The organism is Candidatus Methylomirabilota bacterium (assembly GCA_027293415.1).
Taxonomy (GTDB): domain Bacteria; phylum Methylomirabilota; class Methylomirabilia; order Methylomirabilales; family CSP1-5; genus CSP1-5.
The window spans coordinates 1-12715 of the sequence record JAPUFX010000112.1; the positions used below are offsets into that span (position 1 = coordinate 1).

The following is a 12715-nucleotide window of genomic DNA, read 5'->3' on the forward strand; positions in this document are numbered from 1 at the left end:
CGGATGGATACGCCTCGAAGGACGAAAGGGATCGTCTGTGCAATCCTGAGCCCTTCGAAGGTCACAGGGATCACATCCTGCTCGGAACCGGAGACGCGTGAATCCATCGCCTCCAGCCAATGAGCCATCTTGTACCCCCCGAGCGGCCCCTGGGTCTGAAACCTCACCCACCCGCCGAGGCGTTCAATTGGATAATGATACCGATACTAATTTACTGCATTTTGAGGCCGAAGTAAAGCCGTTTCCCGAACGCACCATACGCCAAAGTCGCAATTGACAGCGGGTCGGCATGGGACGGCTACAGGCAAGAAAGCTGTCTATGATCCATAGTCAGCTGTCACTCGCTTAATCCAAACGGATTTGACCCTCCGCGCAGCGGCGTGTTATAAGACAGAATATTCTTTGGGGTGAAGATGAGCCAAAAGATTCTCATCAAGGCAGGCAATGTCACAACCGAAGGGGTCCTCAACGACACCCCCACCGCCAATGCCATCTGGGAGAACCTTCCTCTGACCGGCAAGGCGAACATTTGGGGAGACGAGATCTATTTCGCAACCCCGGTCAAGGAGGGATTGGAACCGACTGCCAAAGAGGTCGTGGAGAAGGGGGATCTGGGATATTGGCCTCCCGGCCGAGCTTTCTGCATCTTCTTCGGGCCTACCCCAGCCAGCACCGGAGCCGAGATCCGACCCGCGAGCGCGGTCAACATCATCGGTCGCGTCGAGGGGGACCCCACCGTCTTCAAAAAGGTCAAAGAGGGGGCCCGGGTTCAGATTGACCCCGCCTGACCACTTATCAAGAGGCCGACCCACCCGCCAGTGAATTGGGAAAAACGTTTCCCTTCTGCGAGGGATCGGCTAGAATATTATCCTGAGGGCACGAACGGCATATGCGTTCAAGTTGGCATCTCTCGCAGAAGACGGTCTCGCAGGCGTATGCCCTTGTCTCTCCCGTATACGATCTCGTCTTCAACCGGATCTTTTATCCCGGGCGGGTCGAGGCCATCAAGGTCTTGGAACCCGGCCCGGAGGATCGGATCCTCGAGGTAGGGATCGGTACCGGTCTCAACCTTCCCCTGTACCCCCATTACCACCGACTGGTGGGGATGGATCTCTCCGGGCAGATGCTCCGAAAGGCCCAAGCGCGAATCTGCGAGCTCAACGCTCCCCACGTCAGTCTCACCGTAATGGATGCTATGCGAATGGGCTTCGCGGAAAATGCGTTTGATCACGTCCTCGCTACTTACGTCATTAGCGTCGTCCCGGATCCGACCCAGGTCCTTCAGGAGATCAAGCGGGTATGCCGGCCGAAGGGCCACATCGTCATTCTGAACCACTTCAAGAGTGAGCATCCGGTCATGGGACGGCTCGAAGGATTGATGGCCCCCATCCTCACCCGAACGGGTCTGTTCAAACCGGACCTTCAACTTACCCCGCTCCTGGAGCAAGTAGGTCTCATCCCGGATCAGATTCAGCGTGTCAACCTGTTCAGCGGGTGGCGGCTGATCCGGTGCATCAACGCCAAGGAGACGTCCCCAGAGGTCGGGCCAATCGAAGGAGGTACAGATGGCTTATAGCTTCTCCTCAAGGCGCTTAGTCCTGCTTCTCTCTCTCCTATTCTTGGGCACCACTCTGGTCCTCGGCCACGCCCAAGAGGGCGGAAAGCTCCAGGAAATGGAGGTGCTGGGAGTGACAGCCGATGGTCGTGGGCAGCCACGCATCCTGCTGCGCAGCAAGAGCGACAAACGCGGGCTGACCATGGTCATTGGCCAGTTCGAGGCGGTAGGAATTGCGCTCCCCTTGGAAGGGGTGACCCCGCCCCGCCCTTACACCCACGACCTGATCCTGGACCTCTTCCGTCGTTTCGATATCACGTTGGTCAGGGCGGTGATAACGGAATTGAAAGAGAACACCTATTACGCCAACCTTGTCCTCCAAGTGGACGGACGTGAGGTGCTCGTCGACTCCCGACCGAGCGACGCCGTCGCCCTGGCTCTGCGAATTGACGCACCGATTTGGGCGACAGAAACGGTCCTCGAGTCACAACCGTCAGGGGCACAACCGTGACCCAAGACTGGCAGTACCCCCGGAGCCTCCCTGGGAATTCAGATCAGTCCTGCTGATATCCATCCGCCCTTGCTCGAGTCCTCGATCCAGTGATCCTGCTCTTCCGGCCCGGGGGGACCTGTGTGGCCCCGAAGAGGGACGGTAACCGACACAAGAGCCCATGGCCCGGGTACACCTCATCACAGGTCGTCCAGGTGTGGGGAAGACGTCCCTGCTCCTCTCCCTTCTAAAGACTCTCCCTGGGAAGAAGGGAGGGTTTTACACGCGGGAGATCCGCGAAGGGGGACAGCGGGTCGGGTTTCAGGTCACCGATCTCGCCGGTCCCGAAGGGGTCCTGGCCCACGTCAGATTTGCGGGACCGCCTCGGCTCGGACGGTACGGGGTCGACCTCAAGACCTTCGAAGCCATCGGGGTCCAAGCCGTCATCCGCGCCTTACAGGATGCGGACCTCATTATCATCGACGAGATTGGCAAAATGGAGCTTTATTCTTCCCTCTTCGAGATGTCACTCTTCAAAGTCCTGGAGGCCCCGCAACCCTTCCTGGCCACGATCCTCGCAAAGGCCCACCCGGTCGCGGACCGGATCAAGGCCCACCCGGAGGTGCGGCTGCATCAGCTTACCTCGAGCAACGGACAGAAGGTCGCCCACGTGATCACGATGGATCTCTGCCGGCAGCTTGGAAGATGAGGCCGGGACTCGCCAAGGGTTGATTCCTGTTGACGTAACCCGTGTGCTTGGGTAGAGTAAAAAAGATTGATTTTTGAGGAGCAGAGATGGCAACACGGCACTTCAATGTCGAAGACGCCAATGCCCTTCTCCCAGAGCTTCGGGTCATCCTGGAGCACTTCGAGGCCCGGCGTCGGGAACTAGAGGAACGACAGCAGGCCCTGGAGGCGATCCGCCAACAGGCTGGCGAAAACGGCCATCGACTGGCCGGAGAGGAATTCCAGCGCCTGAAACGAGAGACCGAGTTCATCCTGGAAGAATGCAGCACCGCGATCAAGAAGATTGAGGCTCTTGGATGCCTCCTCAAGGACCCCCAGCTGGATCTGATCGATTTTCCCTCCATGCGAGACGGCCAGGAGGTCTTCCTGTGTTGGAAGCCGGATGAGGCAGAGGTGGGGTTCTGGCACGGCCTGACCGAAGGCTTCGCAGGACGAAAGCCGATCGGGTCCCATTCTTCCTCCTGACCTATTCCACGGCCGGGTCCGGAATATCCCCCTTGACAAAGGAGGATACCGGTGCTAACAAAAAAAACGCCTCCCAACACCACAGAGGATCCATGTAGCTCTTGGGTGGGGACAAATCCCTTGTACAGGCAATGGGTTTCAGCCGAGGGAACGAATGTCCCCTCCCTTTCTCAGGCTTTCCCCGAGAAGGGTAACCCGGACGGGGGGCCGCGCATTCCACCGGAATTTTCTCTCTTTATCGAATGCGGAAAGGGAGCAGGACCCCTCTCTGCCTATCCTCCTGCGCTGGCACCTCTGCCCGAGGTTGTGAAGCTCTACGCCGAAATGCTCGGAGTCCCCTTCTGGTTTCTGGGGAGCCAGAGCCGATACTCGAAACCGTTGAGAGGCGAGGCTCTTTACCTGCATCATTTCGCCCTCCCCACCCCTCCCGTCCTGTTCGGGATTTGGCCCCGCATTCCACCTAACCGCCTCTCTTTCGTTTTCGGACATCCCGTCGCTCCGGCAGCCCAACAGGCTTTCCCTGCCGGCTCGCAAATCGGCCGAGGACAGATCCTGAGAGATCAGGAAGGGCGAGCCGTAGAAGAGATCGTTAGCGGGAACATCTACATCCTCTTTAATCTCCTCGGTCAGGACGGAGAACTCCGGTCTCTCCTTCTGCGGCGGCTGCTCGACCTCAGTCTTCCCCGGCTCCTGAAAGAACTCACCTCTCTGTCCCCCCTCGGGCTCGACCCCCTCCAGACTGCCCTCGAGACTCTCCAACACGAAACAGATGTTCTGGCGGCCACCTGGGATCGGCAGTGCCAGGCGGAGGTCCGTCACGCCTACCTCCAGGAATGCCGGAGCCGCGTCCAGAATGAAAAAACCTTCTTGGAACAGGAAATGCAATTTGCTGAGGATAACCTGGAAGAGTATGGCCGCCGGATCACAGCCGAGACCCGCCGGCTCCACGCCTACCAGCAGCGTCTCACCACCCTCCGGGGCACCCCGTCAGCGCCTGAGCAACACCTGAAGGATCTGGATCAGCTCAAAGAGCTCCCCGAGGTCCGGGAGGTGCATATCCACGATGGCCTGATCACGGTGTTCACCAATCCCCTCCAGGCAGAGTATGGGGGCCATGAGTTTCACCTGGGAAGCTTCCGGATGGAAATTTCCTTCGCTGGAGATATTCGGATCCGAAACCTGACCAACGCGCTCGGGGCCTACGACCACCCCCATATTTACGAGGGCCGTCCCTGTCTCGGCAACATCCGGGAAGGCGTCGCCAAAATGATTGGCGAATACCAATTTGTCGCCGCGCTCTTTGTCCTCCTCGACTTTTTGAAGACGATCAACCCCAAGGATTGGCGGATTCCGATCCTGTACTGGCAGGAGGTGGATTCGTGACAGCCGACCAGACCATGGAGTTCCTGCGACAGCTGGATCTGGTGAGTCCGGACACCTTAGACCTTCCAATCCACCTCATCGGCTGCGGCGGGATCGGTTCCTTCACCGCCCTCGTCCTTTCCAAGATGGGCGTGCAACACCTCCATCTGTACGACCCCGACGGGATTGAGGAGCATAACCTGCCGAACCAACTGTTTCGCTTAAGGGACGTGGGGCGGTCGAAGGTCGAGGCTCTCCAAGAGATCCTCCAAGAATTTGCCGGAACTCCGGTCGAGGTCCAACCGGTCGAGGTGGAGGCCCAGCGCATGGCAGGGGTTGTGATCTCGGGAGTCGACAGCATGCGGGCACGGAAAGCGATTTGGCTACGATCCATCCGGTACCGCGCCGGCGTCCTGAGATACCTGGATGCCAGAATGGGTGGAGAGGTGGCCCGGATTTATGCCGTGAATCCCACCGACCCCGGCGATATCCGATTTTACGAAAAGAGCCTCTACGATGACGAGGAGACAGAGGCCCTTCCCTGCACGGCAGCTGCCATCGTTTACAGTGGCTTTGCCATCGCGAGCCTCATCGGTAATCTGGTCAAGCGGTTAGCGACCGGTGAGGATCTGCCCCGCGAGATCCTCTTCGATCTTAAGACCCTGACTCTACTCACCAGCTCAAACGAGCGATGCTAAAGAAAGGAGTGAAACCATGACGACGGGACTCTTGGAAAAGGAACAGACGGTTGCCGTGAAGGTGGTCATGATGGGGAAGAATGTCACCACCTTCGTTGGAAAAAACCCTCTTTCCCTCGGCGAGCTTTTGCAAGAGGTGGGGACCAACGGGAATACGGAAGTGCGGGTCAACGGCGTCGCCGTCGATAAGAGCCACCCGCTGGCCAGCGGGGACATGGTCCTCATCGTCCCCAAGATCCGCGGCGGCTAACCATTCATCGCCCACGGCCCCTATGAGCACGGCCCGCCGCCTCTGGTGAGGGGTGTAAGAGGGAGAGAAGCGGGGGGCTGCTGAGGGCGGAGATTCCGCAACGACCGCGGCTCAGTAGGGCTCGATGTAGCTCCGGTGACACTGACGACAGGTCCGCACGAGCCGCGTGAGGTGCGGCTGGACCTCAGCCAGCGTCCCATGACGGGCCGACGCCGCAAGGCCCTCTGCTGCCTTTTTGAGTTTCAGAGCCAAGTCCTCGAACGCGTGGAACTCCTCGCGGATCGCTGGCTGTGCTCGGCTGGGAGGGTGAAAACTGTCGGGGGGAAACAGCGTGGAGAGGCAGGCGGCCTGCACTGCTATTCGTGTTGCTCCCTGCTCCACTGCTCCGCCGTCTCCCCGGGCCAACCCATCCCATATCGCTTGAAGGTCATCCCCGATCGCGCGCATGAGGGCCTGCCGTTCATCGATCACGCCTGCGGATCCCTGCGCCGCCATCAGAAAACTGATAAACAAAAAGGCCCCAGGACCCACCCACGTTCCCTCACGCGTGATTCCTCCGCCCACTAGGAGGCGCCAGCCAGATCAGTTTCTTCTCCGAAACGAGCGTCGAGGTGATCTCCACCAAGAGGACGGCAAGGAGGAGCTCCTTCAAGGGCTGAGAGATATCATACTTTTGCATGTGTTCCTTGGCAATCTGCTCCGCCTGGCGTTGATCCGGAAGCCCCCACGGAAAACCGGAGAACAGTTCTTCGAGATCCGCCTTGAGAACGATCCTCCCCTCCTCCCTCAAGTGATAGATGGCCAGGAGGAACAGGGTCTCGCTGATCACCCCTCGATCCTCCTCTGAGACATCGTAGTGTTGAAAGATCTTATCCCCGACAAATAGGGCCATCTGAAACTCGTGCTCGGTGTACCCCCGCCAGCCCCTCTCTGTCATGGAAACCTCCAGAAACAGATCACAGTCCTACGTCGTTTTGGATGGAGAGAAACTGCGTGCATCTTAGCAACTCCCCAAGACGTGGGCAAATTTTTTCCTCCTTTTCCCTTGCGAGGTAAAAACCAGAGCGCATGGATGGTAAGCGACGACCTAGACTACGATCTCGCGCCGAAGCACGGGAGGACCTGTCTCGACGAGGAATCGGTACTCAGCTCCTTGGGCGAGTTTCAGGCGGGCCTAATGATGTACAAGGGAAAACGAAAGCCCTCGGGGATGGCGAATTCTATCGAGAACTTCTTCCGTGGCGATGCCCCCACTCCGGTCGCTTTCCTCGGGCCTTCCCCCTGCGGGTCGGCCACTTGTGTTGGACGGCCGGTTCTGCCCCGCCCCGTGAAGGGCCGAGCGGCTGGACCCTTTCCAGCTCAAACGCCGGCTGGCCGCAGACCTGGCAATGGACGACCGGCGGATTCTCCCAAGGATTAGGGATGTAGAGGACCTCGATGTTTGCCTGGTCCAGCCAGGTCGGGTCTACCTGTCGGGAGAGGCATCGCCGGTTCGGGCAGCGCAACTGTGAGAGGTTCTCCTGGAAATCGGCGACCGTCATGGTCCGCCTCTGCGTGATCCTGCGGCCTCGGGCCATCTTGCCCACACTTCGTTTTGGCCGTGGCATTCTCCACGATCTCCGTGAGTTCGACGCCAGTTCAAAAACCCTGCCCCTGGGCAGAAACCAGGGGGAGGAGACTCCATCGGTGGCTCCTCGCTACGACCTCCATGCACGAAGCGTGCCTCTCTCCCTCCTTCCACGGTGAACTTTTTTTCCTGTTCCCCGAAGCCGATGAGGATTTATGCCAAGCCATTGGCACCAGAACCGAAGGGTGTAGCTGTCCTCAGAAAGCCACCGCCTGGCTTCATCGCTTCCAGGGTGTTCTGCGTCCCGTAGCGCTTGCCCGATGACTGCTGCCGCCAGTCGTTTGTAGGGCCTGAGATCGGTCCCGTTCGGGTGTATGTCTGGCGGCCATACCGCGACGATCCCATCATTTTCAGCCATCGCCGTCCCCACGTCCCCCCCCGATGGAGGTCTTTGCAAGGCCTCAAACCCATCGCCTCTCGGTCGGCTCCATTGATGATGTTTATTGCCTTTTTTCATGTCTCGTCCTTTCACGAAAGCACCAGGCTCGCCGGCCCGGCGCCATGGGTGATTTCGAGCGTTCTCTTCGATCTCAAGGACGGCAATGGATTCGTCTCACTTGAGGATCAACCAGGGTCTGCCATTCACGATAAAGGTCCCATCAGCCTCGGTCGGAAGACTTTTCTCCATGAGGTATTCTTCATGAGGAAGGGACCCGGAATGAGGGATATGAATCCCAGGCCTCCACATCCTTCCAAAGCTCAATCCGAGCATTGAGGCGAGGATCAGCACCACCCCGGCTTCCAGTTCGTGTTCACTCAGCATTCTGCTATCCCCAGAGGGCCGTTCCGTGCGCCATTCACCCCAGTTCGTGATGGAAAGGGACCCCACGGCCTTTTACTGTATAGTTCGGCAGTAATGCGCTTATTCTTCAGCGCACAGACTAACCCCTTTGTTCATGACGGCTTCCGACAGCGCCAAGACGCCGCGCAGGCCAGCTGGGCGGGGGCTCCCCCCTGGGAAGAAGGGGGGAAATTTAGCCGGATCCGGGACCAAGAGGGGCGGTCTTGGAACGGAGATCTTCGAGCAGCGTCGAAAGGTGTGTGGCCTCGGCCGGTCCTAATTCCAAGAATCGAACTCCCATCCCGGCGGGGAAAAAGTTTCCCCCTTCGAGCGGGTTGGTCCACATGATCCGACTCCACAGCGAGAAAGAGTCACGAATCCCTGGGGCGGCCACGCGTACGATCAACTCTTCCCCAGGACAGACCAGATCGGTCGTACCAATGAACATCCCAGTGTGGCTCAGGTTGAAACAAGTCCCCCTCCCATGTTTCTCCAGATTGTCATAAGCCACCGGAAAACGGGCGGGGATCCTCAGACGGTTTTGTTTTCGCGCAGCGCTGAGGATTTGCTTGAGAGCCGAGGCATCGAGATCCCGGGTGAAGGCGATCCCATGTGCTCGGACCGCTCCCAGATGCGTCCGAAAGACGTGACCGGCCCATACTACTCGACTCCGTAAGTCAGGCCCCTCCCCCAAGCGAACCATCAGCCGTGTATGGAGCGGCAGGGGAGCCGGGAGTAAGAGCATTGCGCCTCCAGGACTGAGAGAGCGGGTTTTGCCCTCCATGGGCCCCTGGGGAACTTGCGGGGCGAAGACGGTGCACTGGGCAGGCAGGAAGACTTCGATCCGGCGATGCCGACGCTCCGTAGGCTGCTGCATAATCTTCCTCCTTCTGGTTATCGCGCTGAATGGCGGTAAAACTACACGCGCTCCTCGGTCCAAATCGAGTTCCGGCCGAAAGACCTTCGGGACTGAGGTTGCGACAAGTATGCCAAGAACTCGGCTCCGTGAGGACGACAACGCAACCTCTTGAATTCTCTTACTGCATGTAGCCACACGGTCTCTTTCAAACGAACCCTAACTATCCCCGGTAGCGGAGAAGTCTGACATGCTGTCACAGAGTCATGCCTTTAGGCCGGACAGTTTGTCGCGGAAGACGCGGTCCGCCGCGTCAGGCCTTACCAACAGATCGGGGGAAGGAATGCATATGAAGGGAGCTCTTTCTGCACTCGTTCAGGTCTGGCAGGTCAATGCCAATCCCATTCGGGTCCCCTTCCGTACGAATCAGCGGCACGCAGCAGATCCGAGACCGCTAACAAGTCGGGGGCAGGAACCGGTAGCAATCTGGCAAGCGGGAGGCTCCCGTGAGAACGTGACTCACGACGGTACCGATCGCGGCAGCATCTGATGGCTTGGGTTCGACGAACTGCACGCCCATGCCACACATGGCACCCGGTCCCGTCTCCCCGGCGCGCGCCCACGTGACCCGCGCCAGGACTGTAAGAGATTGGGATAGGCCCGAGGGCGTAAAGTGGAGAATGACCTCTGTCTCCGGCGGGGCCGGGTGCTCGGTTCCTATGAACATCCCGCCCTGGCTCAGGTCGAGGCAGGTCCCATGAGCCCTCGTCCCTGCTTGTGTGTATTCTACGTCAAATTGGACCTGGGCTCGGGGATGGGCCCGCCTTTCGGGCTGAGATGCCCATTGCCGGACCAAGGAGGCGTCGACCGGTTGCTCGAAGGCCACCCCATGAGGAAAGGCGGTCCCTATCTGGGTCGGCGTATCTCGGCCAACCCAGACGATTCGTCCGCGCAGTGGATCTCCCTTATTATCGACCCGGACCAACACGGTACTCCCGACCGGAAGGGTTTCGGACAGCAGGATCTGGAGTCCACCGGCACTAACGTTTCGGGTATTGCCGACAAGCAATCTCGGATGGGGTCGCTCGGGGCTCAGAATGGTGCATTCAACGGGGAGGTAGCGTCCAAAGCGCAGGTGGCGTCGCAACATTATTTTTGTAGACTGAGACATCCGGTCCTCCTACTGATCGCCGTCACTTCCTATAGAACTGCAACGCAACCTTCGTGCCAAGATCGGTTGCCGCAACTTGCGAAATTTTAAGGGATTGTGAAAGCAGGCCTCTGTCTCGCGGCGGCGATTATTGGGCGGCTGCCGGGAAATAGCCAGCGAACCTTCGTCCGATCCACTGGATCGCCGGGGATATACGCTTAGCGCGTGCCTACTCTGGCGCCGTGGGGGACACTAAACCGATTTCCCGAAGGGGTATGCACGGAGCCAGGCAGGGGTCTTGCTCTCGGGCCGAAGGTATCGTGGCAAAGCTGGAGACTGTTGCACTTGTGCCGTTCCAACTATTTGTGCCAACTTTCTCGCTGCACTCGATCACGACCCTTGCAACAAGGCAGGCTGCTCAAAATCGGCCCCTCGATCTTCCTCGGGGTGGTGAGCGGTTCGGCTGAGCTCACCGTCGAAGCCTTGTCGAACCACTTATCAAGTTGGAACGGCACTAGTCGGCACAGGATGAAGTGCTCGACGGGCCGCCGTCGAATCAACGCTTGAGGACTCAGTCCTTGAGGGTTGGACTCGACCTTATGGGCTAAGAGCTGCTCCTCTCCGCTCGCGCCTGCGTGAGAAGAACAGAAACGACGTCAGGCCGAACACGACCAACCCGCTCCCTCCAAGGAGGAAGGAGACCATGTCTGGACCGATATCGAAGCCGAAGGGCACCCCCACCAGTATGGCGCCCAAGAGGGCGATGGTTAGGCAGATCAGGCGGGCCGGTCGTCCCCGTTTGACCCGTCCGATGCCCAAGCCTTCCCATGATGAGGTTCGCGGAATGGGGATTTCACGTGCGGCGATCGCCGCACGAAGCCATCGCCATGCCGCGCCGAGGGACGGAGACATCCTCAAAAGAGCGGCCCGAGCACGCCGGAGGTTACGACCCTGGACCCGTTCGGCAAGTCCATGCAGAAGCTGCAACGCCTCCCCCTTATCGCCGCCCTTCGCAAGTACTTTTGCGAGGATATATGTCGCTTCGAAGTGCCACGGCTGAATTTTGCATGCCAGGCGCAGAAGGTGGATGGCCTCCGGCCGTTGATCACGACGCCGGAAATAGTGGCATCCACTCAGGAGGGCCTTTACGCCGTCTGCGGGCAGTTCCCGCTCTTCCTGCAACCGAGCAATGGTCTCCCACACTTCGAGTTTGCGTGGCAGGTACCGCGCTGCCTGGATATAGATGCTCACTGCTTGATTGATGTAGCCGTTCCGATGATATCCCTCTCCTGCAGCGACAAAGCTCGACCAGGCCTCGTCAAGCCTTTTGCGCTCGGCGAGGAGAGGCGCAACCTTCCCATGGATGACGTGGTCGTCCGGATCAATCTCGAGCACCTTTCGATACTCGACGATGGCTTTCCGAAGTCTCCCCTTGGACCGGGCTTTCTCCGCGGCCGCGAGGATGTCGAAACGGTCGTAGGACTTTTCGCGTGTAAACAACATATGCCTATACTTTCTGGGCTGGCCGGTGTGCTCCGAAGAGAGCAAGTACGCAGAAACCCCCTTAGCGGCCTTCAGCTTACCTTCACCAGGTGGCTCAGCATTTCCAGCATCATCAGCTGCTGAGTCTGCTGGCCGGGACATCCGTCCTGGTCGATGAGGGTCTTCAAGTCGTGGAGCTGCACGACGGAATTCGTGCAATCTTCGTGCCCGCAAGTCTATCTCCATCTCCAGTGGGGGCGACCCTCGGAGAACAGGCAACTAATGAAGAGAAGACTCCAGAGGATGGATGGGCAGGGAGTTACAGCTGGCTGCTTACTTCGGAGGGATTGTGGTTCTTTCGAGAATTCGAGGGATATCGAACCGGGGATTTATTCTGTAGACTCCTGCTTGGGAGCCTGAAGCGATGGGAGCTTGAAATTCTCGAGAATATGCTGGACCTCCCTGTGGCTACGGCTGACCTCTTCCAGACCCTGTACGACCTCCCCGTCTAATTCAGCGTTGACCTTCCTGTGAAGTTCTGCCAGCTCTTTGGCGGCATGAGCCTGATGTTCCGTCACCGCTGCCATGGCGGAGCTGATCGTCTTGAAGGCCCTATCGAAAAGTCCCGCAAAATCCTGAAGGTCATCGTCGCGCCGAATTCGCACGGAGGTCGGGAGACGTCCTTGTTCCACCTCGTGTAGGATCTGCTCGATGCGGTAAAGGGGGCCCCCTAACCTGTGGGTGACGAAGAAGCTCATGATGCTCGAGACCAGCATGCTAATGAGCAGGGCAAGCATGATCGGAACGGACAGGGATTGGATCTGCGCCAGAATCGCCGCCTTCTCGGGTTCGGTGGCTGTTCCCCAAAGGGTCATATGCAAGGGAAAGAGGACCAGGAAGACCAAGAGGAATCCACACACGATCAACGGGACGAGAGAGAGAAAGAAATACTTCCGTTGGATCGGGTGTACGTAGAACTTTCTCCGCCAGAAGGCACTGCTCGGTTTCATCTGCATCTCCTCCGCGGATCCTAAGGGGAACAGATACTCACTGAGTTCCCCACCTATCGGCATTCTCCGCCGTGCATAGTCGCGGCAGGCGCTGTGTACCGACCTCAAGATCCCGAATGGATATACTGCGGTAGCAACATTCATGCCAAAAGTGCCCAAGGAACAGGGCTTTGCACGCGATTGCCTAGCGATCCCCCATTAGATATACTGCCTTTGGACGTTGCCTTGGCATTGACAGAGGG

At 58.7% G+C, this 12715-nt stretch carries 16 protein-coding genes; 8 read left to right on the forward strand and 8 right to left on the reverse strand.

Annotation, left to right across the window (positions count from 1 at the left end; genetic code table 11):
* Nucleotides 1–413 precede the first annotated feature (413 nt).
* From O6929_08165 to O6929_08200, 8 genes are all read left to right on the forward strand, one after another.
* A complete protein-coding gene (locus O6929_08165; GenBank protein ID MCZ6480360.1) occupies nucleotides 414–788 on the forward strand; it encodes a cyclophilin-like fold protein in 375 nt (124 codons plus the stop codon).
* A 101-nt stretch (nucleotides 789–889) separates the two neighbouring features.
* Entirely contained in the window at nucleotides 890–1576 is a 687-nt protein-coding gene (locus O6929_08170; protein MCZ6480361.1) for a methyltransferase domain-containing protein, read from the forward strand.
* Entirely contained in the window at nucleotides 1566–2066 is a 501-nt protein-coding gene (locus tag O6929_08175; GenBank protein MCZ6480362.1) for a bifunctional nuclease family protein, read from the forward strand. Before O6929_08170 ends, O6929_08175 begins: the two co-directional genes overlap by 11 nt.
* A gap of 160 nt (nucleotides 2067–2226) precedes the next feature.
* A complete protein-coding gene (locus tag O6929_08180) occupies nucleotides 2227–2754 on the forward strand; it encodes an NTPase (protein MCZ6480363.1) in 528 nt (175 codons plus the stop codon).
* Nucleotides 2755–2840: 86 nt separating this feature from the next.
* Nucleotides 2841–3257, forward strand: coding sequence for a DUF2203 domain-containing protein (locus O6929_08185; protein MCZ6480364.1), 417 nt, complete (start codon nucleotides 2841–2843; stop codon nucleotides 3255–3257).
* A 51-nt stretch (nucleotides 3258–3308) separates the two neighbouring features.
* Nucleotides 3309–4640: a hypothetical protein gene (locus O6929_08190; protein MCZ6480365.1), complete on the forward strand. Its 1332-nt coding sequence runs from the start codon at nucleotides 3309–3311 to the stop codon at nucleotides 4638–4640.
* Nucleotides 4637–5317: a ThiF family adenylyltransferase gene (locus O6929_08195; protein ID MCZ6480366.1), complete on the forward strand. Its 681-nt coding sequence runs from the start codon at nucleotides 4637–4639 to the stop codon at nucleotides 5315–5317. The genes O6929_08190 and O6929_08195 overlap by 4 nt, the downstream gene beginning before the upstream one ends.
* Before the next feature lie 16 nt (nucleotides 5318–5333).
* Entirely contained in the window at nucleotides 5334–5567 is a 234-nt protein-coding gene (locus O6929_08200; GenBank protein MCZ6480367.1) for a MoaD/ThiS family protein, read from the forward strand.
* Nucleotides 5568–5678: 111 nt separating this feature from the next.
* Here the strand turns inward: O6929_08200 and O6929_08205 are convergent, their stop codons facing one another.
* From O6929_08205 to O6929_08240, 8 genes are all read right to left on the reverse strand, one after another.
* Nucleotides 5679–6131 (reverse strand): cytochrome c, encoded by a 453-nt coding sequence (locus O6929_08205; protein ID MCZ6480368.1) that lies wholly within the window; start codon nucleotides 6129–6131, stop codon nucleotides 5679–5681.
* Nucleotides 6109–6504, reverse strand: a complete 396-nt coding sequence (locus tag O6929_08210; protein MCZ6480369.1) for a hypothetical protein — start codon at nucleotides 6502–6504, stop codon at nucleotides 6109–6111. Before O6929_08210 ends, O6929_08205 begins: the two co-directional genes overlap by 23 nt.
* Before the next feature lie 283 nt (nucleotides 6505–6787).
* The gene (locus O6929_08215) at nucleotides 6788–7174 is read right to left on the reverse strand and encodes a hypothetical protein (protein ID MCZ6480370.1); all 387 of its coding nucleotides are present in this window, start codon (nucleotides 7172–7174) and stop codon (nucleotides 6788–6790) included.
* Nucleotides 7175–7747: 573 nt separating this feature from the next.
* Complete coding sequence (locus O6929_08220) at nucleotides 7748–7957, reverse strand: hypothetical protein (GenBank protein MCZ6480371.1); 210 nt, start codon at nucleotides 7955–7957, stop codon at nucleotides 7748–7750.
* A 211-nt stretch (nucleotides 7958–8168) separates the two neighbouring features.
* Entirely contained in the window at nucleotides 8169–8852 is a 684-nt protein-coding gene (locus O6929_08225) for a PilZ domain-containing protein (GenBank protein MCZ6480372.1), read from the reverse strand.
* A gap of 433 nt (nucleotides 8853–9285) precedes the next feature.
* Nucleotides 9286–10002: a PilZ domain-containing protein gene (locus tag O6929_08230; protein MCZ6480373.1), complete on the reverse strand. Its 717-nt coding sequence runs from the start codon at nucleotides 10000–10002 to the stop codon at nucleotides 9286–9288.
* Nucleotides 10003–10578: 576 nt separating this feature from the next.
* Nucleotides 10579–11484 carry a hypothetical protein gene (locus tag O6929_08235; protein ID MCZ6480374.1) on the reverse strand — a complete coding sequence of 302 codons (906 nt, stop codon included), beginning with the start codon at nucleotides 11482–11484 and terminating at the stop codon, nucleotides 10579–10581.
* Between the two features lie 368 nt (nucleotides 11485–11852).
* On the reverse strand, nucleotides 11853–12473 hold the full coding sequence (locus O6929_08240; GenBank protein MCZ6480375.1) for a hypothetical protein: 621 nt from the start codon (nucleotides 12471–12473) through the stop codon (nucleotides 11853–11855).
* Nucleotides 12474–12715 lie beyond the last annotated feature (242 nt).